The sequence below is a fragment of the uncultured Roseobacter sp. genome (assembly GCF_947499265.1).
Classification (GTDB): Bacteria; Pseudomonadota; Alphaproteobacteria; order Rhodobacterales; family Rhodobacteraceae; genus Roseobacter.
The window spans coordinates 283,237-305,336 of the sequence record NZ_CANMNK010000007.1; the positions used below are offsets into that span (position 1 = coordinate 283,237).

Here is a 22,100-nt window from a genome sequence, read left to right on the forward strand (position 1 = left end):
CCCTGTTTCCATACGAAGGCGTCTGGTTGTGCAGCTGGCGCTGGTCGCGGCGCTTCTGTCGGTCGCGTTCTTCTTCTCCCTGCGGGTGGTGGCCGAGGGCGCGACGGAGGCCACGCAGGACAACATCCTTGCCGCCTCCGCCACCTCCATTGCCGATGCGGTTTACACTGATGCGGGCGTGGTGCGGGTCGAAATCCCCTATTCGGCGCTGTCGATGCTGGGCACGGTCAGCGAGGACAGGGTGTTCTACCGCGTGATCGTGAACGGTGAGACGCTGACTGGGTATGACGACCTGCCCGTGCCCGAAGGCCGAAGATCCCGGAACCAGCCACTCTTTGCCACCTATGGCTACCGCGATGACACCTTCCGCGCCGTGGTGGTGAGCCGTGCGCTCAGTGTCGCGAACCAGCCGCGCCGGGTGCAGGTGGTGGTGGCTCAGACCCGGCTGGGGCTCGCGGCGATCTCCTCGCGGATTACCACCACAGCCACGGCCATTGGCGTGGCCTTCTTTCTCACCGCCACGGCACTCAGCACGCTGGCTGCGCAAAATGCGCTCTCTCCGCTCAGCCGTCTGGCCGAGGCGGTGGCGCGCCGCGGGCCCAAGGACCTGCGCCCCGTGACCGCTGAAACGCCGACCGAACTGGCGCCGCTGGTGGGAGGGCTCAACGGCTTCATCGCGCGGCTGAGTGCAGCGCTTACCCGCTCCGAAGATCTGATCGTCGAGGCGGCGCACCGGGTCCGCACGCCGCTGGCCACGGTGCGCACGCAGGCCGAGGTGATGCATTTGCAGATGGAAAAGCCCCACAACCGGCAGGCCCTGCGCCAGATGATCCGTGCGGTGGATGAAAGCTCCCGCTCTGCAGGCCAACTTCTCGATCACGCAATGGTCACTCTGCGCTCCGACCAGCTGGAGACCGAAGAGATTGATCCGGGCGACCTGTTGCGCGACGCGATCAGCCGCCTGTCGCCCACTGCCGATCTTAAGGACATCGCGATCACGCTGGACCTGCCACAAGAGGCTCTGCGCGTGCAGGGGGATCCGATCCTGCTGCAGAATGCGGTCCGCAACATCCTCGACAACGCCATCAAATATTCGCCCGCGGATACGGAAATCACTGTGCGGCTCGTGCCCGGCCCCCCCTGCCGGTTGCAGGTCTGCGATCAGGGCCGGGGCTTTGCCGCCGAAGACATCGCCCGCCTGCCGGATCGCTTTTCGCGCGGCACCAATGTTGATGACGTGATTGGCTCGGGCCTTGGCCTGACCATCGTGCGCGACGTCGCACAGGCCCATGGCGGCGCGCTGGAAATCGGCGCTAACCCGGAAGGAGGTGGCGCATGCGTCTCGCTTGTCTTGCCCTCTTACTGAGCGTCGCGGCCTCGCTGGCCCTGGCCTTCGAGCTTGAGGAAAGCCGCAGCTACCCCGGCACCGGCCCTGGCCATCTGCGCATCCTGTCCACAGCCGATGTGGATGTGTTCGAGCCCATCATCCACGCGTTTCAGGCCCGGCATGCTGTGTCGATCACCTATGACGTGGCGAGTTCCGCGCAGGTCATGATCGCGCTCTACGACGAGGGCGCGGAATACGATCTGGCAATCTCCTCGGCGATGGATTTGCAGACAAAACTGGCCAATGACGGGCTGGCGCAGACCTATAGCTCCGATGCGACGGCGCTGTTGCCGCCCTGGGCGAAATGGCGTGACCAAATCTTTGCCTTCACGCAGGAACCTGCGGTTTTGGTGCTGAACGCCGCCGCCTTCGAGGCCCTGGCGGTGCCCACAAACCGCGAAGGGCTGATTGCGCTCCTGCGCGACCATCCGGAGGCTTTCGACGGGCGCATCGGCACATATGACGTGCGTGTGTCTGGGGCGGGGTATCTCTTTGCCACGCAGGATTCGCGCAATACCGAAAGCTTCTGGCGCATGACGGAAGTGATGGGGCGGCTCAACACACAGCTTTTTTGCTGCTCCAGCGACATGATCGATGCGGTGGCCTCGGGCCGGCTCCTGCTGGCCTACAACGTGTTGGGCAGCTACGCGCGGGCGCGGCTGGCCGATACCCCCGGTGTGCTGGTGGTCGAAATGGATGACTTTGTTTCCGTCATGCTGCGCACCGCGCTGATCCCCCAAACGGCAAAGGCGCCCGAGGCCGCAGGGTTGATGATCGATTTCCTCGCCAACATGCGGCTGCGGCCTGAGCTGGTGGCGCAGACGGGCCTGCCCCCCGTGGTCTCCGCCTCCGGAGAGGACAAGGGGGTCATCCGCCCAATCCGCCTCGGGCCGGGGCTCTTGGTGTTTCTGGACCGGATGCGGCGCGATACTTTCTTGCGCAGTTGGGTCAGCTCGATCAAGCAGGACTAGCTACGCGGCGGGCGGCTTTTGTAGACCGGTAGCCGCCAGCCAAACGCCAGCGAGCCTGCGCGCAGTGCCCATGTTGCACCTGCACAAAGCATCAGTGGCACCAGCGCATCCGGGAAATAAGGCCGTGTGAAGGCCGCAACCGTCGCCCCGGCAAAGGCCGCCGTCACGTAAAGCTCGCCCTGTTTCAGCACCAGCGGCACATCGTCCAGCACCACGTCACGCAAGAGCCCGCCCATGCAGCCGGTGATCGTGCCCATCAGCACCACCACCAGCACCGGCTGGCCCAGTGACAGCGCCACGCCTGTGCCCGCAGGCACGGCCACGGCGAGCGCGAAACTATCCAGCCAGATCAGCGTTTTCAGCCTGCTTTCAAAGAGATGCGCGGTCAGGAAGACCAGCAACGCCGCCGCACAGGCCACGCCGATATAGCTGGGCTGCGCGATCCAGAAGATCGGATTACGGTCCAGGAGCACGTCGCGCACCGTGCCGCCGCCCACTGCCGTGAGGCAGGCGACAAAGGCAAAGCCCACGATGTCGAGCTGCTGGCGGCTCGCTACCAACGCTCCCGTCAGCGCAAAGATAAAGACGGAGGCATAATCCAGCAGCGCAATCAGGTTCATAGGCTGCCTCTGATCCAGTCAAAGGCGCGCTGGAACGGTGTGGCGAAACCTTCGGGGAGAGGCGCATCAAGGTCGATCCAGAAAAAGCGGAAGAGATGCCCGCCGTCATCTGCGCAGCGGTGCTGCCATTGCTCACGCAGTGGCCCCGCCAGACGGCAAAGGCTGAAATGCCAGCGGCTGTCTGCAGCGATCTCTGTGCTCTGACCCAGATGGATCGCCGCGCGTGTCTCCAGCCCGCTTTCCTCGTAGAGCTCCCGTGCAGCGGCCTGTTCGGGCCGCTCCCCTGGCTTAATGCCACCTTTCACCAATTGCAGACCGGCCTGCGGGTGCTCAAAACCGGCGATCCGGCGCGGCACCCCGTCAAGGTGCAGCGCGACCGGGCAGGCGACCTCACGCATTGCCAGCCTTCTTGAAGGGAGCCATGCCTGCACGCGCCAACTCATCGGCGCGCTCATTTTCCGGATGGCCCGCGTGGCCTTTGACCCACTTCCATGTCACATCATGGGCCGCATTTGCCGCATCCAGCCGCTGCCACAGCTCCGCATTGGCCACGGGCTTTTTCGCCGCATTCTTCCAGCCGTTTTTCTTCCAGCCGTGAATCCAGGAGGTGATCCCGTTTTTGACGTAATTGCTGTCGGTCACGATGGTGATCGTGCTGCGACGGTTGAGCGATTCCAGCGCGTGGATCGCGGCCAGCAGTTCCATCCGATTGTTGGTGGTTTCGGGCTCGCCGCCCTTCAGCTCGCGCTCCTTGACCACGGTCTCGCCGTCCATCGCGCGCAGCAAGGCCCCCCAGCCGCCGGGGCCGGGATTGCCGGAACAGGCGCCGTCCGTATATGCGAAAAGCTCAGCCATGAGCCGCGAGGCATATATAGGGGGCCTCTACCCCGTCAAGGCCGGTTGTCACACCGGTCTCCCGCGCGGTGACGAACAACCCAGCATTCTTCAGCAATCCGGTCAGTTCGGCGTCGGTGTAATAGGTGTAAAGCCGCCCGATGGGATCGCGCTTGCTGCCGGTGCCGGTTTTCACGCCGATGTGGAACCGCCCGCCGGGTTTCAGGGCTTGCGCGATGGCGGCCAGGTGGCGCGGCATCTCGGCGCGCGCGGCGTGCAGCAGGGAGAAATTCGCCCAGATGCCATCGTAGACATCTGTACCGCTCAGATCATCGAAACCTGCCAAGCGCGCATCGACATGCGGGTGGCGTCTGGCCAGCGCGATCATTTCGGGCACAGGGTCCATGGCCGTGACCTGCAAGCCGTGATCCGCCATCAGCGCCGCCGATGCCCCGGGGCCGCAACCCAGATCCAGCACATGCGCGCCCTGGGGCAGGGCCGCCACGAAGGTGCGCAACCTGTGATCGGTCTTGTTGAAATCATCGGTCATCTGGTCATAGTCCTGCGCCTTGGCACCATAGACCTTCAGGGTTTCGGGGTCGCTCATCAGATCACCCCCACGCCCAAACAGATCACCGCGATTGTCGTGAGAAGAAGGCGCAGCGACATCCACCACCGCGGCGTCAGGCCCCACTGCCAGAAGGCATAATCCAGCACCAGCAGCCCCAGAAACCCGAAGATCAGGTTGGTCCCCGCCGAGACCGGTCCGCCGCCAGTCATGAAAAACGCCCAGAGCGCGGGGATGACGGACAGCACATAGCCCATCGCGGCCTTGCTGCCGCTGGTTTTTGTGGCAAAGCCCCAGAGCACGCCCGACATGAACGACAGGATCACCGAGCCGTAAAAGAGTTGTACGTAGGGGCCGATGAAGCGCGGCCCGAGAGCGGAGATGCCCCAATCGGCCAGTGTGCCATTGAGCGTGGTGGCCGCGCCCCAGACAAAAGGGATCAGCCCCGCCAGCCCCAGAATCAGAGGTGCGGTGGGGATGCGCGTCACAGACCCGGCACCGATGCGGTGATGTGGTGCGCGCACGTTGTCGCCAGCCTGTCGATCAGGTCAGCGGATCGGTGTTTTAAGGCGTCGATGTCCTTGACGCATGCCGCCGGTGAGATGATCGCTTTGCCCGTCATCCCATTGCTCATGCACGTTCAAGTGCAAGACGCCCCGCGAGGGCAGCGAAGATGGCGGCAAAGGAGCGGTTGAGCCAGCGCATGACAGCTTCCGAGCCCAGGAGCCAGGCGCGGGCCTGCGCGGCAAAGAGGCCGTAGAGCACGAAGACTGCGAAGGTCAGTGCCATGAAAATGCCGCCCAGCACTGTCATTTCCAGCGTTGCCGTAGCCGGGTTGCCTGACAGGAAAGGCGGCAGCAGCGCGAGGAAGAAGATCGACAGCTTCGGGTTCAGGATATTGATCAGCGCGCCGCGCCGGGCGATGCGCCAGCCGTTCTCCACCTTGCGGTCCGCGGAGATGGCCAAAGCGCCCCCCGAGCGCAGCGATTGCCACGCCAGATACAAAAGATATGCGACACCTGCAAACTTCACGACTGTAAAGAGCACGGCGGAGGTATGCAGCACCGCTGCCAGCCCCAGCGTCGCCGCCGCCACATGCGGCACGATCCCGAAGGTGCAGCCCAAAGCGGCCCAGAACGCAGCGATGCGCCCCTGTCCCAGACCCAAAGCCAGCGTGTAGATGACCCCGGTGCCGGGGGCGAGCACGACGACAATCGCCGTCACCAGAAATTGCAGCGAGATCATGCGGGCTCCCTCAGAACGCGTGGGACTTTGAATTGGACGTTTTCAACGGCAGTCTCCACCAACTCGCGCGTCACGTCGTAATGCTCGGAAAACGCATCCATCACCTCGTTGATCAACACTTCCGGTGCCGAGGCCCCGGCGGTGATGCCGATGCTGCGGATGCCCTCCAGCGCCCGCCAATCGATATCGGTCGCCCGTTGCACCAGCTGCGCATATTTGCAGCCCGCGCGCGCGCCCACCTCGACCAATCGCTTGGAGTTTGAGGAATTGGGCGCGCCGACGACCAGCATCGCGTCGCATTTTGGCGCCATCGCCTTCACGGCCTCCTGCCGGTTGGTGGTTGCGTAACAGATGTCTTCCTTGTGCGGGCCAACGATGGCGGGGAACCGGGCTTGCAGGGCGGCCACCACATCCGCCGTGTCATCGACGCTCAGGGTCGTCTGGGTGACATAGGCCAGCCGCTCCGGGTCGCGGACCGCGACGGTGGCCACATCGGCGGGGGTCTCGACCAGCAGCACCTCGCCTTCGGGCAATTGCCCCATGGTCCCCACGGTTTCGGGGTGACCCGCGTGGCCGATCATGATCATCTGCAAGCCGTTGTCGGAATGGCGCTGCGCCTCGATATGCACTTTGCTCACCAGCGGGCAGGTGGCATCGACATAGACCATCTCACGCTTGGCGGCGGCGGCGGGCACCGCCTTGGGCACCCCATGGGCGGAGAAAATTACCGGACGGTCATCGGGGCAGTCATCGAGTTCTTCGACAAAGACCGCGCCCTTGTCACGCAACCCGTCGACGACGAATTTATTGTGTACGATCTCGTGGCGGACGTAGACGGGCGCGCCCCACTTTTCCAGCGCCATCTCAACGATCTTGATGGCGCGGTCCACGCCCGCGCAAAAACCGCGCGGGGCGGCAAGATACAGGGTCAGCGGCGGTTTTGTCATGGCTTAGCTCCGGTTCATATCTCCAGAGGTAAGGCTTTGCTTTGTCAGCGTCCAGAGTGTCGTGTCGCCGCGTGCCCAACTTGTCGGGCAATCACGGCGCAATCCTCCCCGGCCTCAGCCGTTTGCAGCCGCTTCCGGGAATTCACGGGGCGGGCGACCGATCACATCCTTGAGCTCGTCGAGCTCGATGAAATTGTCAGCCTGACGCCGCAGGTCATCGGAAATCATTGGCGGCTGGCTGCGGATGGTCGAGACCACCGAAACGCGCACGCCGGACCGCTGCAGGCTTTCCACCAACGGCCGGAAATCGCCATCTCCGGAGAACAGCACAATGTGATCCACCCGCGGTGCCAGCTCCATCGCATCCACGGCCAGTTCAATGTCCATGTTGCCCTTCACCTTCCGGCGACCCATGCTGTCGGTATATTCCTTGGCCGGTTTGGTCACCATCGTGAAGCCGTTGTAGTTCAGCCAGTCCACCAGCGGACGGATCGGAGAATACTCGTCATTCTCCAGCAGCGCGGTGTAGTAGAACGCCCGCAAGAGCTTGCCTCGACGCATGAATTCTTGGCGCAGCAGTTTGTAGTCGATATCAAAGCCAAGAGACTTGGCTGCCGCGTAGAGATTCGAACCGTCGATGAACAGCGCTAGCCGTTCGTCCTTATAAAACATTTGTTGTCCTTCCGATTGGCCAGACGCTAGCGTTTAAAAAAACGACATGACTTAATAAGCAGCGAGCTGACACGTTGAAAATAGGGGTTTTTATTGGTGCCGCAAGAGTTACTGAGCACGAAAACAGGCGAAATGCTGCCACAAATCCGGTCAATCGGGCTGGTTGCCCTAGGGTCAAATAGCCCTTCGGCGCAGGGTGACCCTAGGGAAACCATCGAAAAAGCTATTCTAGCACTGGTTGAATTTTTCCAAGTGATTCGCGGGGTTAGCAGGCTCTATCGGACCCCTGCTTTCCCCCCAGGCAGCGGGTCGGATTTCGTCAATGCAGTGGTCGCGGTGGAGACCGATGACCCTCCCGAAAAAGTGATAAAAAAACTTCATCAGCTCGAGGAGGGGATGGGACGCACCCGCAAAACGAGATGGGGACCCAGAACGCTGGACCTCGACCTCATCGCGCTGGGTGATTATGTGATGCCGGATGCCGAAACGCATCTGGCCTGGCGCGATCTGCCCCTGAGCCAGCAAATGACCCAAGCACCGGATACATTGATCCTGCCGCATCCCCGCGTGCAGGAGCGTGCCTTTGTTCTGGTGCCGCTGGCAGACGTCGCACCCGATTGGGTGCACCCGGCGCTTGGCCTGTCGGTGGATCAGATGCTTGCAGCGCTGCCGGATGCGGTGAAAGAAGAGGTCGTTGCCCTTGAATAGGCGCTTGTAAATCTCGAAAAAGGGGCCTAAATACCGCACTTCTGACAAATCCCCGATTTATGGAGTGTTCCATGGCCCGCGTCACCGTTGAAGATTGCGTCGATAAAGTACCCAACCGGTTTGAACTGGTCATGCTTGCGGCACATCGTGCGCGCGAAATCTCTGCCGGTGCAGCGATCACCGTGAACCGCGACAACGACAAGAACCCGGTTGTGTCGCTGCGTGAGATCGCGGACGAGACGCAAAGCGCCGACGAGCTGCGCGAGCGCCTGATCGAGAGCAACCAGAATCAGATTGAGGTGGATGAGCCCGAAGAGGACGCAATGGCGTTGCTGATGGGGGCAGAGCAGGACAAGCCCGAAGAGGACAGTATGTCCGAAGAGATGCTTTTACGGCAGCTGATGGCAGCGCAAGGGCAAAGCTGACACCAGCTTCCCCGCCCTGAGGGCAGATGAATGACACCGCCTGACCAGCTCGACATTTCCGCGGACGATCTGGTCAGTCTCGTCACTAAATACAATCCAAAGACAAACGAAGCGCTGATCCGCGCGGCCTATGATTATGGCCGCGATATGCATGACGGTCAGTTTCGCCACTCAGGCGAGCCCTATTTCAATCACCCGGTTGCCGTATCCGCGATCCTGACGGAGCAGCAGCTGGATGACGCCACCATCATCACCGCACTGCTGCATGACACGATCGAGGATACGAAAGCCTCCTATGGCGAAGTGTCCAAGCTCTTTGGCGAAGAGGTGGCGGTATTGGTCGACGGCGTCACCAAGCTGACCAACCTGCAACTGAACTCCAGCGAAACCAAGCAGGCCGAGAATTTCCGCAAGCTATTCATGGCGATGTCCAAGGATTTGCGGGTCATCCTGGTCAAGCTCAGTGACCGTTTGCACAACATGCGCACGATCAAGGCGATGCGCCCGGAGAAACAGGCGCAAAAGGCGCGGGAAACCATGGACATCTTTGCCCCACTGGCGGGCCGGATGGGCATGCAATGGATGCGCGAGGAATTGGAAGACCTTGCGTTCCGGGTGCTGAATCCCGAAGGCCGTGCATCGATCATCCGCCGCTTCATCAACCTGCAGCGTGAAACCGGCGATGTGATCCAGCGGATCACCGGCGACATGCGACTGGAACTCGACAAGGCGGGGGTGGAGGCCGAAGTCTTTGGCCGCGCCAAGAAGCCCTATTCGATCTGGCGGAAGATGCAGGAGAAGGAACAGACCTTTTCGCGTCTGAGTGACATCTACGGCTTTCGCATCCTCACTGAGAGCGAAGAGGATTGTTACCGCGCTTTGGGAGCGATCCACCAGCGCTGGCGCGCGGTACCGGGACGGTTCAAGGATTACATCAGCCAGCCCAAAAGCAACGGGTATCGCTCGATCCATACCACCGTGTCGGGGCGGGATGGCAAACGGGTGGAGGTTCAGATCCGCACCGGCCAGATGCACGATGTGGCCGAAACCGGCGTGGCGGCACATTGGTCCTACCGGGATGGTGTACGCAGCCAGAACCCCTTTGCCGTCGATCCGGCCAAATGGATCACGCAGCTATCTGAACAGTTTGACGCCGAGGTCGACCACCAGGATTTCCTCGAAGCGGTCAAGCTGGAGATGTATTCGGACCAAGTCTTTTGCTTCACGCCCAAGGGCGAGGTGGTCAAGCTGCCGCGCGGTGCGACGCCGATTGACTTCGCCTTTGCCATCCACACCCGGATCGGCATCGCCTGCGTGGGCGCCAAGGTTGATCACATGCGCGTCCCGCTCTGGACCCGTTTGAAAAACGGCCAGAGCGTCGAGATCATCACCGCCGAAGGGCAAAGCCCGCAGGCCACATGGCTTGATATTGCCACAACGGGCAAGGCGCGCTCCGCAATCCGCCGTGCGCTGCGCGACGAGGACCGCGCGCGTTTTGTCAAACTGGGGCGCGAACTGGCCCGTTCCGCCTTTGAGCACGTGGGCAGAAAAGCCACCGACAAGGCCTTGGCCACGGCCGCGCGTCACATGCGATTTGAGAATCGCGACGATCTGCTGGCGCGCCTGGGCAGTGCCGAGATCACCGGTCGCGAAGTGGTGCAGGCGGTCTACCCTGATCTTGCGCCAAAAGCCGGTGAAAAGGTTGACGCGCGCCGTGCGGTGATCGGCCTGTCACAGGGGCAGTCGTTTGAACGCGCGTTCTGTTGCCAGCCACTGCCCGGCGAGCGGATTGTCGGCATCACCTTCAAGGGCCGCGGGGTGGTGGTGCACGCCATCGATTGCGACCGTCTGAGCGCCTATGAAGACCAGCTCGACCGCTGGCTGGATCTGCGCTGGCACGAGGGCCCGCATTCTGCAATTTACGGTGCGACACTCGATGTCACGCTCAATAATGACGCTGGGACACTGGGGCGTATTTGCACCTTGATCGGGGAATCTCGCGCGAATATCTCGGATTTGCAATTTATCGATAGGAAACCTGACTTTTACCGTCTTCTGATCTATGTGGAACTCAGAGATGTGGCACATCTGCATTCGTTGATGCTGACACTTGAGGCAGAAAACGATGTGGCGGCAATATCGCGCTCCCGCAATCTGCCGCAGGGATCGGTCGAAACACCTGCCTGATGCCGCGACCCGGCCATTTAGAGGTCATAATTTTGGGGTTTTTGCACGGGCAAATGCCTCTCAAGGATTGAAAAGGACCCCGCCCGTTGGTTTTTAAACGCCGCGATCCCAAAAGTTGGCCTCGCGCCCTGGTCGAGCTGCTTTGGCCGCGCGGGGGGTGGGCGCGTGCGTTCCACTACGTCAAACATCGGATGCGGCGCTTGCCGGACAGCCCGGAACGTATCGCGCGCGGCATCTGGGCTGGCGTATTTGCCTCCTTCACACCCTTTTACGGGTTTCACTTTTTCATCGCGGCCGGGCTTGCGACGCTGATGCGCGGGAATGTGATTGCGTCGCTCATGGCGACGTTCTTCGGCAATCCACTGACCTACGTTCCGATTGGTGTCGCGGCGCTCTCGACCGGCCATTGGTTGTTGGGCGATGACATGGACGCGCGGATCCCCCGTTCCTTCGGCGGTAAATTCGTCGATGCAGGTGCCGACCTCAAGGACAACTTCATGGCCATGTTCACCGAAGCCACGGCGGATTGGTCCCGGCTATCGGTCTTTTATGACGAGATTTTCTTTCCGTACATGGTCGGCGGCGTGTTGCCGGGCATCTTTTTTGCGAGCCTTTGTTATTATCTTTCCGTGCCGGTCATCCGCGTGTATCAAAAACGACGCAAGGGGATGATCAAATCGAAATTTGACGCCATAAAAGCCAAAGCTGCTGCAAAAGCAGATGCAAAACGCAAAGCGGAACACTCAACCGGGGACTAATTGGGGGGCTGATATGGCCAATACCGAAAAACTGCGCCTCGGCGTAAACATTGACCACGTGGCAACGGTGCGCAATGCGCGCGGCGGGGCCTACCCGGATCCGCTGCGGGCGGCGCGTATTGCCGAAAAAGCGGGCGCGGACGGGATCACGGCGCACCTGCGCGAAGACCGCCGCCACATCTCGGACGCAGACATCGAAGGGTTGATGGAGGTGCTGAACGTGCCTTTGAACTTCGAGATGGCTGCCACGGACGAGATGCAGAAGATCGCCCTGCGGCACAAACCGCATGCGGTCTGCATCGTGCCGGAAAAGCGCGAGGAGCGCACCACCGAGGGTGGCCTGGAAGTGGCGCGCGAGGAAAACAAGCTTGCGCATTTCATCGCCCCGCTCCGGGACGCGGGCTGCCGTGTGTCGATTTTCATTGCAGCGGACAAACGCCAGATCGACGCCGCCCACCGCATTGGGGCACAGGTGATCGAACTGCACACCGGCGCTTATTGCGATGCTTATGCGGATGGTGAACTCGACACCCACCACGATGAACTCGACGCCCTGCGCGAGATGGCGACATACGCCCATTCGCTGGGGCTCGAAGTGCATGCGGGACACGGCCTTACCTATGACACGGTGATGCCGGTTGCGGCCTTCCCCGAGGTGATGGAACTCAACATCGGTCATTTTCTGATCGGGGAGAGTATTTTTCTGGGTCTCGAACCTGCGATCACCGAAATGCGCCGCTTGATGGATGAAGCCCGTGCAGAGCGTTGATCTGCTGCTCCCGCTCTCGGCGGTGCTGCTGGGGTGGATGGTGATGGGCGGCAGTCCCGGGCCGGCGACGCTCGCGATTTCTGGCACCTCCATGCAGCAGGGGCGCCTCGCAGGTCTGACGTTGGCGGCGGGCATCGTAGTGGGCTCCGCCAGTTGGGGGATCGCAGCGGCGCTGGGCTTTTCAGCGGTGATGATGGCCAATGTCTGGCTCTTTGAGCTGATCCGTTATCTTGGGGCCGCCTATCTGCTCTATCTTGCGTTCAAATCCCTTCGATCCGCATGGCGAGGCGCCGGGGTTACGGTCCTGCAGGTGCCACATAACCGGCTCTTTGCAAAAGGTCTGTTACTCCATCTGACGAACCCAAAAGCGATCCTCGGGTGGGGCGCGATTTACGCGATTGCCCTCACACCCGGATCAGGCCCTGCCGCGGTCTGGAGCCTGTTTGCCGCGCTGATCTGTTGCTCCATGGTGGTCTTTTTCGGCTACGCGCTGCTCTTTTCATGGGGGCCGATTGCGCGGGCCTACGTGCGCGCGCGCCGTGCATTCGAACTGACATTCGGCCTGCTCTTTGGCGCCGCCAGTTTCAAAATTCTGACGGCAAGGTTGGTATGATCCTCGGCATCGGCACCGATCTTGCGAATATCGAACGTATTCAGGGTACGCTGGACCGTTTTGGGGATCGTTTTCGCAACCGGGTCTTTACCGACATCGAACAACGCAAGGCGGAGCGGCGCAAGGATGTGGCGGGCACCTATGCCAAACGCTGGGCCGCGAAGGAGGCTTGTTCCAAGGCGCTTGGTACCGGCCTCGCCATGGGCATCGCGTGGAAGGATATGTCCGTCACCAATTTGCGCAGCGGTCAGCCCGTGATGCATGTGACCGGATGGGCCAGGGATCGTCTGGATGCGATGACGCCGGAAGGGCATGAGGCGGTCATTCATGTCACACTGACGGATGATCACCCCTGGGCGCAGGCCTTCGTGGTGATCGAGGCGTTGCCAAAAGCCACCTGACCCGACGCATCACTCGCGTCACATCCACGTGATGTCGAAAGCCCGTCCGCCCTGAAACAGCGACCAGCCCTGCAATTTGCAGAATGCCATCAGCCAAGACTGTCCGACGCCGCGTGACCCCGCCTTGACTTGCCCCCCGCGCCCCCGCATTTAGGCGCAGACCAAATCATGGGAGCGCCAGATGGCCGCCACAGAAAAAAAGCAGCAGAACGCCTTTCTTGAGACGATCAAAACCATCGTCTATGCGCTGCTGATTGCCGGTGTGTTCCGCACCCTGTTTTTTCAGCCGTTCTGGATCCCGTCAGGATCCATGAAGGAAACGCTTTTGGTGGGCGATTTCCTTTTCGTGAACAAGATGGCCTATGGCTATTCCTATGCATCCTGCCCCAGCCTGATCATGCCGCGATTTGGCGTGAATGTGGACGCAAAAGACATCTGCGGGTTTTTCGATGGCGACAACACCCGTTTCCTTGGCGGTGAGCCGGAGCGGGGCGATGTCGTGGTTTTCCGCCATCCCGTCTCCGGTCGTGACTACATCAAGCGATTGATTGGGATGCCCGGGGACAGCATTCAGATGCGTGACAGTGTTGTGTTCATCAACGGGGTGGCCGCACCGCAGGAACCCGCGGGTGTTTTCGAGGAAATCATGGAGCCACAGGGACCGGAAGGCCGCCGCCCACGTTGTGGCAACGGACCCGTGGGCGATGGGGGTACCTGCCAGAAGACGCGCGCGATCGAAACCTTGCCCGGCGGCACCAAACATGTGGTGCTGGACATTGGGTTGCAGGCCTCGGACCGCACAGGCGTCTACCAGGTGCCCGAAGGTCACTATTTCTTCATGGGGGATAATCGCGATAACTCTGCCGACAGCCGTTTGGCGCAGCAGGTGCAGGGCGTCGGTTTTGTACCCTTTGAAAATCTGATTGGCCGGGCGGACCGTATCATGTTTTCCTCCGGTGGCCGCTCCATGCTCTTTTTCTGGACATGGCGAGGTGATCGTTTCTTCAAGGCGGTGGAGTGAAGCTTTCTGCGGAATTGAGGTCCTTTCAGGACCGCTTGGGGCACAGGTTCGCACGCCCGGAGCTCTTGGCGCAGGCCGTCACCCACGCCTCGATGTCATCGGCCAATCGGGATGACAATCAGCGTCTTGAGTTTCTGGGCGACAGGGTGCTGGGTCTGGTCATGGCAGAGGCCCTGCTGTCCTTGGATAAATCCGCGACTGAGGGGCAATTGGCCCCGCGTTTCAACGCGTTGGTACGCAAGGAAACCTGCGCCGATGTGGCCCGCGAGATTGATCTGGGCGCGGTTCTGCGTCTGGGCAGATCGGAGATGCTGTCGGGCGGCAGGCGCAAACAGGCCCTGCTGGGAGATGGTATCGAGGCGGTGATTGCGGCGGTCTACATGGATGCCGGGTTCGAGGTGGCGCGCGCGCTGATCCTGCGCCTTTGGGGCACGCGCGTGCACGAAGTGGAGGAAGACGCGCGGGATGCGAAAACCGCGTTGCAGGAGTGGGCGCAGGCCCGTGGGCTGTCCCCGCCCGCCTATGTCGAAGTTGCGCGCACCGGGCCGGATCATGCGCCGGTCTTTACCATCGCGGCAGAACTCGAAACCGGCCAGAGCCAGAAAGCCACTGCTGGATCAAAGCGACAGGCGGAACAGGCGGCTGCCGGTAATCTGTTGGCCGAACTGGAGAAATCACCATGAGCACACGCGCCGGTTTTGTCGCCCTGATCGGAGAGCCGAATGCGGGGAAATCCACGCTGCTGAACCGCATGGTCGGGGCCAAGGTGTCGATCGTGACCCATAAGGTGCAAACCACACGTGCGCGCATTCGCGGCGTGGCGATGGAGGGCGAGAGCCAGATCGTTTTTGTGGATACGCCGGGATTGTTTCAGCCACGCCGCCGCCTGGACCGCGCGATGGTTGCTGCGGCCTGGGGCGGGGCGGCGGATGCCGATGTCGTGGTTTTGCTGGTCGAGGCACAGCGGGGCGTGACGGAGGGCGTGGAGCGCATTCTCGAAGGGCTGGCCGATATTGGACAGGGTCGCAAAGTCGCGCTTGCGATCAACAAGATCGACCGGGTGCAGGCCGAGGTGTTGCTGGGGCTGAGCAAGGATCTGAACGACCGCTATCCCTTTGTGGAGACCTTCATGATCTCCGCGGAGCGTGGACACGGCGTGGATATGTTGCGGCATTGGCTGGCGGCAGAGGTGCCCGAAGGGCCCTGGCTATACCCCGAAGATCAGATCGCGGATTTGCCGATGCGGATGATTGCCGCCGAGATGACGCGCGAGAAGCTGACGCTACGGCTGCATCAGGAGCTGCCCTATCAACTGACGGTCGAAACCGAGGGCTGGGAAGAGCGCAAGGACGGATCCGCCAAGATCGATCAGTTGATCTATGTTGTGCGGGACGGGCACAAGGGGATCGTCCTGGGCCACAAGGGCGAGACCATCAAAGCCGTGTCCAAAGCCGCGCGTGAGGAGCTGGAGGAATTTCTGGGCCGCAAGATTCACCTGTTTCTTCAGGTCAAAGTGCGGCCAAACTGGCTGGACGAGGCGGAGCGCTATTCGGAAATGGGGCTGGAGTTCAAAGATGGCAACACCTGAGCGGGTTGCGCGTGCGGGAGCCTCCGGCGGAGATATTTTTGGCCAGAAGAAGGTGGCGGCGCAATGGCCCGGCTGACGGCGCGGTTCTGGATTGATGCCTATCTGGCGCGGCTGCGGACCCAGGATATTCCTGCGTTCATCGTCACCCATGGGGATGACACCGCGGGCAGTGTTCTGGTCAAGGTGAACCAGTTGGATGGGCAGGCTACGGTATACCAGCGCAGTTACAATCTGTTGGATGACAAGCACTCCTGGGCCATTCTGGAACAAGGGGATGAGGTGCAGGTCGATGCCAGTATCACCCGGCAACGGGGGTTCGATCCGGATATCTGGGTGGTTGAGGTTGAGGATCGGCAGGGACGGCACCTGCTCGATCAACCCGGGATGACCTGATGGAGTGGCGTGACGAGGGCATTTTGCTGAACACCCGGCGTCACGGCGAAACCTCTGCGATCATCGAGGTTTTTACACCGGAACATGGGCGGCACGCGGGTGTTGTGCGCGGGGGCACCAGTCGCAAAATCGCGCCGATCCTGCAGCCCGGTGCGCAGCTGGATGTGGCGTGGCGGGCGCGGTTGGAAGACCACATCGGCAGTTTTCAGGTCGAGCCGGTGCGCAGCCGTGCTGCGGTGGCTCTGAGTGGCCGGCTGGCCCTCGCCGGGCTGAATGCCGTGACCGCATTGCTGGCGTTTTGTCTGCCGGAGCGGGAGCCGCATCCCCGCCTATACCGGCGGTCCGAACAATTGCTGGATCTGCTGGATCAGGCGGAGTTGTGGCCACTGGCCTATCTGCGGTGGGAGATCTGCCTGTTGGAAGAGATGGGCTATGCGCTGGAGCTTGAGGCTTGCGCGGTGACGGGCACGCAGGACGATCTGGTCTATGTCTCGCCAAAATCGGGGCGTGCCGTTTCGAGAGCGGCAGCGGGCGTATGGGCGGACAGGTTGTTGCCGTTGCCGGATGTCCTAAGGGGACACGGGGATGCTGACAATGACCAGATTGCTCAGGGTCTGGTCACTACCGGGTATTTTTTGACCGCGCATCTGGCGCAAGACCTGGGCAACAAGCCGCTGCCAGAGGCGCGCAGCCGTTTTGTCGAAGCTTTTACCCGTCAGCTTTGAAAGTCATCGTCCTGCCGTCTTCAGTTGACAGGATCAGCGTGTCGCCCAAAACCTCGGATTGGCTCATCTCGGACAGGGCCGAGAAATAAGCTGTCTCGGCTTCCAGATCGGGGCAGGCCATACGCGTCGCCGCAATTGGGCCCATCTCGAACCACGGATAGGGCGCGGTCATACTGCCTGTATAGCTGTTGCAGGGAGCCTTACCGGTGACTCGCCCGGGCTCGGGAAAAATCAGCGTTGCTGCATAGTCGACTGCCGACTGATCCACTTCGACCAGCCGCCAGGTTTTCCCTGCGGCACCATAGGCATTCACAGTTTCGTCCTGATAGCATCCCGCGACGAGGACCAAAGACGCCAGCGCAGCCGACGCCAGTCGCTTTCTGGCCATCATTTCAACGCCAGCACGAGGTCGATCATCGTGTCAAAGGCGGTTGCGGGATCTGCTTGATCCTTCAGTTGCGGCAGGCCGATCAGCGCGCCCAGACAGCTTTGCGCGAAGCCGGGATTGGTCACGCCGAGCTGTCGCAGCAGGTTGGTGAGATAGGTGAGGCGTTCGGCGTCAACCTGGGAGATGGCGGCGGCGACCGTGGACGACTTTTGCGCCCAGGCTCGAAAGGCCGGGTCTTGCGCGTCTGACAGAATCAGAGACCCAAAGCGGCGCAGACGTTGTTCTGAGGTGCCGTGTTCGGCAAGTGCGGCCAGCACTTGTGCAAAGGCTCGGGACTGCCAGTCGGAGATGATTGCCTCCTGAAAGGCGGGCACATCCTTGAAATGCCAATAGAAAGACCCTTTGGTGGTGCCGATCTTGCGTGCAAGAGGCTCTGCAGCCAAGGCGGAGGCACCTTTTTCGATCAGCTCCGCAAGGCCGGCATCGATCCATGATTGGCGGGTGAGTCGCTGGTGTTTCATGCCCTAGGCATAGGTAGCTGCCCACAATGCTGCAAGTGCGAAGAGAGCACAGGTGGCAAAATCGCGCAGCATCTTGAGCCCGGCGCAGCAGAGGCCCGCCGGTGCCCTCAAATCGAGCAGGTTTTTGCCGGCTTTTGCTACCCGAGAATGCGGCGGGCGATGACTTGGGCCTGGATTTCAGCAGCACCCTCGAAGATGTTGAGAATCCGTGCATCACACAGCACACGGCTGATTTTGTATTCCAGCGCGAAGCCATTGCCACCGTGGATCTGCAAACCGTTATCGGCCGCGGCCCAGGCGACCCGTGCACCCAGAAGCTTGGCCATGCCGGCTTCTACATCGCACCGTCGCCCTTCGTCCTTCTCGAATGCGGAGAAATAGGTCAGCTGACGCGCGATCATGATCTCAACGGCCATCATCGCCAGCTTACCTGACACGCGGGGGAAATTGATCAAGGCCTTGCCAAACTGCTTGCGTTCCTCGGCATATTGCATCGAAATGTCCAACGCGGATTGGGCCACGCCAATGGCACGGGCCGCCGTTTGAATACGGGCGGATTCGAAGGTTTCCATCAGCTGTTTGAAGCCTTTGCCCTCTTCGCCCCCCAGAAGGTTTTCACCTTTGACGTGGAAATTGTCGAAGCCAAGCTCGTATTCTTTCATGCCCCGGTAGCCCAGAACCTCGATCTCACCGCCGGTCATGCCCTCGGTAGGAAAAGGGTTGGCATCATCCCCGGGGGTTTTCTCGGCCAGAAACATCGACAGGCCCTTGTAGTTGGAGGTCTCCGGGTCGGTTCGGGCAAGCAAAGTCATGATCTGGGTGCGTGTCGCATGGGTGATCCAGGTTTTGTTGCCTGTGATCCGGTAGTCATCACCGTCCTTTACGGCGCGGGTACGCAGGCTGCCCAGATCGGAGCCGGTATTCGGTTCTGTGAACACGGCTGTGGGCAACGTTTCAGCCGACGCCAGACGCGGCAGCCATTTCTCTTTTTGCGCATCGGTGCCGCCCGCGAGAATCAATTCCGCCGCGATTTCCGACCGGGTGCCTAGGCTGCCGACCCCGATATAGCCGCGCGAAAGCTCCTCCGAGACCACGCACATGGAGGCCTTGGAGAGCCCGAAACCGCCGTATTCTTCCGGGATTGTCAGGCCAAAGACCCCCATTTCAGCCAGCTCTTCGATGACTTCCATCGGGATCAGCTCGTCCTTGAGGTGCCAATCATGCGCAAAGGGTTCGACCTTTTCGACCGCATAGCGCCGGAACTGTTCACGGATCATCTCCAGCTCATCTTCAAGCCCTGAAGCGCCGACCGTGATGTCGGCGGAGTGCTCTTGCATCAGCTCGACAAGCCGCGTGCGCGCGGCTTGGGTGTTGCCGCCCTGGGTCAGCGTCATGATGGCCGGTTCCATCAGCGCGCGCATGTCGGATTGATCAAGGCCCAGATCCTGCAACCGCAGCATTTCGCCCTGGTTCATCTGGATGCCACCGTAGATCTGCCACAAGTATTCGCCAAAGGCGATCTGATGCAGCAATTGCTCCGTTTCGCTGAATGATCCCTTTGCATTCAGGTCTTCTGCCCAGCGTTGCATTTGGCGCAGTGCCTGCGCGTAGGTCGCCAACCAGGCCAACCCATGTGCCGCGGTCTGATGCGTTTCAATCAACGCGCCCGACACCCGCCCGGCGTCGGACACAAGCTCCCGTACCCGGGATGTCGCGGTTTCCAGTACGGCATCCACGGGGGCCAGTGCCGCTGACGTCAGATCGAGAAGGTTTTCCAGAATAACCGGGCTGTGCATCGGTTGTGTCTGTCCATCATGGGGCATCATAAGCTTCCTCTATACATCGCCAGCGGTGTAATTCTTTCGCACCTGCAGCGCAACAAAAATACCAAGAGATGCGGCAATTTGGACGAAAATTGCGCGACAAGTTTATTGATGACGTGGCGGAAAACGCGCTCTGTGCTTTTAGCACAGGGCACAAGATCAAAAAACACCCCTAAAACGGGAAAAACGCCGCTAATGCGGCGTTGCCCAGTCACATACTGATTAACGATTCTAAGGGATACATTTGGCGTGTCAGAAGGCAGGAGAGCCTGTCTTCTGATACGCCGAAGACCAGGGACTAGCCCTGACGTGCGACTGTCACACCGGAAACGTCTTCAATAAACGTTACGATGCGTGTCTTGATTGTATCATCACGGATGGCAGCCAGTGCCGTGACGATTTCGAGGCCGGGATCGCGTCGTTCGGATTTTTCCATTGACGCATCAAGGCCTTCGAAGAAGTAAGACGTAGGCACATCAAGGATGCGCGATAACTCGTAAAGTCTGCTGGCAGCAATTCTGTTGGATCCGATTTCATATTTCTGGATCTGCTGAAAAGACAGATCCAATTCCCGTGCAACATCTGTCTGGGACAGACGGCGCATCGTGCGGATTTGCTTCAATTTGCGACCAACGTGAACATCAACTGGATGGGACATAACTATTTAACACCTCTGGTTGTGACTGCCCTCACTCATCGCGGGAATCGGCGAATCGTTCAACTGAGTACCTTTTTCTTTTTTTTGACTAAAAATGTTCCGGTGATGTATGAAAAATGTTGCGTTACTGGATGATTTATTTACCATCGGTCCCGATGAACCAGATCGTGGCCCCTTCAGAAACAACCCAGGCAGTGAAGAAGCCTGCCGAAACGCATGGCCTTCTGCATGAGATGATCCGGTCGTTCACGACCCTCGCCAGGACGCTGAACCTCAGCCACGCGGTGAAGGAACTGGGCAGCACCCGGCAGACCGTGCGTCGCCACATCACACAGCTCGAAGAGGCGAAGGGCGCGGCGCTCTTCACGGTGGAGGATCGGCAATACCGTCTGACCGAAGAAGGGGAGCGCGCATTGCCAGAAGCGCAGGACCTTCTGGCGCGGGGGAATGCCTGGTTGAACAGCAACGTCAGCCATGTCCACGGGCTGCAGCTTTTCAGTGCAAGCCTGCCGAATGGCTGGTGTTTTTGGCAACAGCAACACTCGCTTAGCCGGATTTGGACTGCGCCATCCTGCCTGATGCGGGAGACGCTCCGCAGTTGGGCCATGGCAGGGGGCGATCTCGAATCACCCTGCATGGAACATGTGCGCCCCTATCTCATCGTTTACCGCCACACGATCGCTGGGTGGATCTGTGTGGAATTTGGGGAGGAGTCCTTTTTTGTAAAGTGGTTCGGATGGGCCAAGGCGCGCAGCAGCGTTGGCCGGTCTCTCGGACGCATGCCCGGCGGCGACGACTTCGCCCGCATGCTCGATGAACCCTTCCACGAAGTGCAAACAACGCAAAGCATGCGCCTGGATCACGTGTTTACGCTGGTTCCGCGCGAATCCGACGGAACTTTGCAGCCTGTTAACTATCAGCGCCTAATGCTCGGGGGACGATTCCCTGACGGCAGTCTGGCACTTTATGCCCTGGTTGAGCCATCAGCAGATGTTGAGATAGTTGGTCTAGATCATGGCAAAATTGTGCAGCCTTCGCCTGAAATTATGGTGCATTTTAACCAAATTAACGCAAAATACGAGCGTTAATCAGTTATTTAGGATAGCCTTTGCCAGAGGATGCTCGGCAAAGGAGTTTTGGCATGTCATTTCATAGTATGAACGAGGGGGCACAATTCGTCGCGACCAGTCGCGATATTTTGCGCCAAAATCAAATTACGGTCACAATTGGGACAAATTTCCTCGCCTATCGCAAGCTCCTGAGAGAGGAACGTCCGCAGCAAATGATGGGCGCGCCATTCGATCCTGACATCCACAATCTTAACGATAAAAACGCGTTCTGGCTGGTCGCGCGCGATGCGGATGGGCAGTTGATGCATACGCAGGCGTCACGGCTTCTGAACCTGCGGAAACAGAAGCTGAGCGGGTATCTGTTGAAGAAGTTTCGCGACTTCCCGCCCCCCCTGCCTGACCTCGATCTTGAACGGTCGCGGTACCGTGCAAGCCCCGGCGCTGGCCGCATCACCGGCAATGTGGTGTATCATGGAGAAGTCTGGATGGGTGACACGGGTCCCTATCGCGGCACCGGCCTCTCCACCGTTCTGGCGCGCTATGGCATCCATGAAGCGATGTGCCGCTGGAACCCTGACCATATTTTCGGGTTCATGGCCCGGACGGTGGCCTTCAAAGGGTTCGCCGAGCGTATGGGTTACATGCACAATGAGCCCGGTGCCGTGCGCTGGTTTCGCAAAGGCAGTGACATGCCGTTTGAAGGGTTTCTCAGCTATCTGAGCAACGAGGACGCCCGCTACATGCTGGAAGTGCCTGTGGTGGACGTTGTCGAGGTGCCAGAGCGTCGTCGCAAGGCGGCCTGACGCCT

The 22,100-nt window shown here is 60.4% G+C and carries 29 protein-coding genes; 16 read left to right on the forward strand and 13 right to left on the reverse strand.

The window, feature by feature from the left end:
* Window positions 1–28: 28 nt before the first annotated feature.
* The gene (locus tag Q1A63_RS19855) at window positions 29–1,366 is read left to right on the forward strand and encodes a sensor histidine kinase (protein ID WP_298974807.1); all 1,338 of its coding nucleotides are present in this window, start codon (window positions 29–31) and stop codon (window positions 1,364–1,366) included.
* The gene (locus tag Q1A63_RS19860) at window positions 1,336–2,358 is read left to right on the forward strand and encodes a substrate-binding domain-containing protein (protein ID WP_298974808.1); all 1,023 of its coding nucleotides are present in this window, start codon (window positions 1,336–1,338) and stop codon (window positions 2,356–2,358) included. The genes Q1A63_RS19855 and Q1A63_RS19860 overlap by 31 nt, the downstream gene beginning before the upstream one ends.
* Here Q1A63_RS19860 and Q1A63_RS19865 read toward each other — a convergent pair.
* From Q1A63_RS19865 to Q1A63_RS19905, 9 genes are all read right to left on the reverse strand, one after another.
* Window positions 2,355–2,978, reverse strand: coding sequence for a trimeric intracellular cation channel family protein (locus tag Q1A63_RS19865; protein WP_298974810.1), 624 nt, complete (start codon window positions 2,976–2,978; stop codon window positions 2,355–2,357). The two genes, Q1A63_RS19860 and Q1A63_RS19865, sit on opposite strands and share 4 nt — an antisense overlap.
* Window positions 2,975–3,376, reverse strand: coding sequence for an NUDIX domain-containing protein (locus Q1A63_RS19870; protein ID WP_298974811.1), 402 nt, complete (start codon window positions 3,374–3,376; stop codon window positions 2,975–2,977). The genes Q1A63_RS19865 and Q1A63_RS19870 overlap by 4 nt, the downstream gene beginning before the upstream one ends.
* On the reverse strand, window positions 3,369–3,833 hold the full coding sequence (gene rnhA / locus Q1A63_RS19875; RefSeq protein WP_298974812.1) for a ribonuclease HI: 465 nt from the start codon (window positions 3,831–3,833) through the stop codon (window positions 3,369–3,371). The genes Q1A63_RS19870 and rnhA overlap by 8 nt, the downstream gene beginning before the upstream one ends.
* Complete coding sequence (locus Q1A63_RS19880; protein WP_298974814.1) at window positions 3,826–4,419, reverse strand: class I SAM-dependent methyltransferase; 594 nt, start codon at window positions 4,417–4,419, stop codon at window positions 3,826–3,828. The genes rnhA and Q1A63_RS19880 overlap by 8 nt, the downstream gene beginning before the upstream one ends.
* A complete protein-coding gene (locus Q1A63_RS19885) occupies window positions 4,419–4,868 on the reverse strand; it encodes a DUF3429 domain-containing protein (RefSeq protein ID WP_298974816.1) in 450 nt (149 codons plus the stop codon). Before Q1A63_RS19885 ends, Q1A63_RS19880 begins: the two co-directional genes overlap by 1 nt.
* On the reverse strand, window positions 4,865–5,014 hold the full coding sequence (locus Q1A63_RS19890) for a hypothetical protein (protein ID WP_298974820.1): 150 nt from the start codon (window positions 5,012–5,014) through the stop codon (window positions 4,865–4,867). The genes Q1A63_RS19885 and Q1A63_RS19890 overlap by 4 nt, the downstream gene beginning before the upstream one ends.
* On the reverse strand, window positions 5,011–5,625 hold the full coding sequence (locus Q1A63_RS19895; protein ID WP_298974822.1) for a LysE family translocator: 615 nt from the start codon (window positions 5,623–5,625) through the stop codon (window positions 5,011–5,013). Before Q1A63_RS19895 ends, Q1A63_RS19890 begins: the two co-directional genes overlap by 4 nt.
* Window positions 5,622–6,572: a 4-hydroxy-3-methylbut-2-enyl diphosphate reductase gene (gene ispH, locus Q1A63_RS19900; protein WP_298974823.1), complete on the reverse strand. Its 951-nt coding sequence runs from the start codon at window positions 6,570–6,572 to the stop codon at window positions 5,622–5,624. Before ispH ends, Q1A63_RS19895 begins: the two co-directional genes overlap by 4 nt.
* A 114-nt stretch (window positions 6,573–6,686) precedes the next feature.
* The gene (locus tag Q1A63_RS19905; RefSeq protein ID WP_298974824.1) at window positions 6,687–7,244 is read right to left on the reverse strand and encodes an NYN domain-containing protein; all 558 of its coding nucleotides are present in this window, start codon (window positions 7,242–7,244) and stop codon (window positions 6,687–6,689) included.
* A gap of 132 nt (window positions 7,245–7,376) precedes the next feature.
* On the opposite strand from Q1A63_RS19905, the gene folK reads away from it, so the two are divergent.
* From folK to recO, 12 genes are all read left to right on the forward strand, one after another.
* Complete coding sequence (gene folK, locus Q1A63_RS19910) at window positions 7,377–7,952, forward strand: 2-amino-4-hydroxy-6-hydroxymethyldihydropteridine diphosphokinase (RefSeq protein ID WP_298974825.1); 576 nt, start codon at window positions 7,377–7,379, stop codon at window positions 7,950–7,952.
* Window positions 7,953–8,023: 71 nt separating this feature from the next.
* Complete coding sequence (rpoZ, locus tag Q1A63_RS19915) at window positions 8,024–8,377, forward strand: DNA-directed RNA polymerase subunit omega (RefSeq protein ID WP_298974826.1); 354 nt, start codon at window positions 8,024–8,026, stop codon at window positions 8,375–8,377.
* Window positions 8,378–8,407: 30 nt separating this feature from the next.
* Window positions 8,408–10,564: a bifunctional (p)ppGpp synthetase/guanosine-3',5'-bis(diphosphate) 3'-pyrophosphohydrolase gene (locus Q1A63_RS19920; protein ID WP_298974827.1), complete on the forward strand. Its 2,157-nt coding sequence runs from the start codon at window positions 8,408–8,410 to the stop codon at window positions 10,562–10,564.
* A gap of 86 nt (window positions 10,565–10,650) precedes the next feature.
* Window positions 10,651–11,322 carry a DUF2062 domain-containing protein gene (locus tag Q1A63_RS19925; RefSeq protein WP_298974828.1) on the forward strand — a complete coding sequence of 224 codons (672 nt, stop codon included), beginning with the start codon at window positions 10,651–10,653 and terminating at the stop codon, window positions 11,320–11,322.
* A gap of 13 nt (window positions 11,323–11,335) precedes the next feature.
* On the forward strand, window positions 11,336–12,091 hold the full coding sequence (locus tag Q1A63_RS19930) for a pyridoxine 5'-phosphate synthase (protein ID WP_298974829.1): 756 nt from the start codon (window positions 11,336–11,338) through the stop codon (window positions 12,089–12,091).
* Window positions 12,092–12,128: 37 nt separating this feature from the next.
* Window positions 12,129–12,704, forward strand: coding sequence for a LysE family transporter (locus tag Q1A63_RS19935; protein WP_298975005.1), 576 nt, complete (start codon window positions 12,129–12,131; stop codon window positions 12,702–12,704).
* On the forward strand, window positions 12,701–13,105 hold the full coding sequence (gene acpS, locus Q1A63_RS19940) for a holo-ACP synthase (protein ID WP_298974830.1): 405 nt from the start codon (window positions 12,701–12,703) through the stop codon (window positions 13,103–13,105). The genes Q1A63_RS19935 and acpS overlap by 4 nt, the downstream gene beginning before the upstream one ends.
* Window positions 13,106–13,286: 181 nt before the next feature.
* Entirely contained in the window at window positions 13,287–14,126 is an 840-nt protein-coding gene (gene lepB / locus Q1A63_RS19945; RefSeq protein ID WP_298974831.1) for a signal peptidase I, read from the forward strand.
* Window positions 14,123–14,809, forward strand: a complete 687-nt coding sequence (gene rnc / locus Q1A63_RS19950; protein WP_298974832.1) for a ribonuclease III — start codon at window positions 14,123–14,125, stop codon at window positions 14,807–14,809. Before lepB ends, rnc begins: the two co-directional genes overlap by 4 nt.
* Window positions 14,806–15,714: a GTPase Era gene (era, locus tag Q1A63_RS19955; protein ID WP_299502038.1), complete on the forward strand. Its 909-nt coding sequence runs from the start codon at window positions 14,806–14,808 to the stop codon at window positions 15,712–15,714. The genes rnc and era overlap by 4 nt, the downstream gene beginning before the upstream one ends.
* A gap of 63 nt (window positions 15,715–15,777) precedes the next feature.
* Window positions 15,778–16,107, forward strand: coding sequence for a DUF1491 family protein (locus Q1A63_RS19960; protein WP_298974834.1), 330 nt, complete (start codon window positions 15,778–15,780; stop codon window positions 16,105–16,107).
* Window positions 16,107–16,832 carry a DNA repair protein RecO gene (gene recO / locus Q1A63_RS19965; protein ID WP_299632406.1) on the forward strand — a complete coding sequence of 242 codons (726 nt, stop codon included), beginning with the start codon at window positions 16,107–16,109 and terminating at the stop codon, window positions 16,830–16,832. Before Q1A63_RS19960 ends, recO begins: the two co-directional genes overlap by 1 nt.
* On the opposite strand, the gene Q1A63_RS19970 is transcribed toward recO, so the two are convergent.
* From Q1A63_RS19970 to Q1A63_RS19985, 4 genes are all read right to left on the reverse strand, one after another.
* Window positions 16,816–17,223 (reverse strand): META domain-containing protein, encoded by a 408-nt coding sequence (locus Q1A63_RS19970; protein WP_298974836.1) that lies wholly within the window; start codon window positions 17,221–17,223, stop codon window positions 16,816–16,818. The genes recO and Q1A63_RS19970 overlap by 17 nt on opposite strands.
* Window positions 17,220–17,741, reverse strand: coding sequence for a TetR/AcrR family transcriptional regulator (locus Q1A63_RS19975; protein WP_298974837.1), 522 nt, complete (start codon window positions 17,739–17,741; stop codon window positions 17,220–17,222). Before Q1A63_RS19975 ends, Q1A63_RS19970 begins: the two co-directional genes overlap by 4 nt.
* A 137-nt stretch (window positions 17,742–17,878) precedes the next feature.
* Entirely contained in the window at window positions 17,879–19,564 is a 1,686-nt protein-coding gene (locus Q1A63_RS19980; RefSeq protein ID WP_298974838.1) for an acyl-CoA dehydrogenase family protein, read from the reverse strand.
* A gap of 298 nt (window positions 19,565–19,862) precedes the next feature.
* Window positions 19,863–20,222 carry a helix-turn-helix transcriptional regulator gene (locus Q1A63_RS19985; protein ID WP_298974839.1) on the reverse strand — a complete coding sequence of 120 codons (360 nt, stop codon included), beginning with the start codon at window positions 20,220–20,222 and terminating at the stop codon, window positions 19,863–19,865.
* A 116-nt stretch (window positions 20,223–20,338) separates the two neighbouring features.
* Here Q1A63_RS19985 and Q1A63_RS19990 point away from each other — a divergent pair, with 116 nt between their 5' ends.
* Window positions 20,339–21,310 (forward strand): LysR family transcriptional regulator, encoded by a 972-nt coding sequence (locus tag Q1A63_RS19990; protein WP_298974840.1) that lies wholly within the window; start codon window positions 20,339–20,341, stop codon window positions 21,308–21,310.
* Between the two features lie 53 nt (window positions 21,311–21,363).
* A complete protein-coding gene (locus Q1A63_RS19995; RefSeq protein WP_298974841.1) occupies window positions 21,364–22,095 on the forward strand; it encodes a hypothetical protein in 732 nt (243 codons plus the stop codon).
* Window positions 22,096–22,100: the final 5 nt, after the last annotated feature.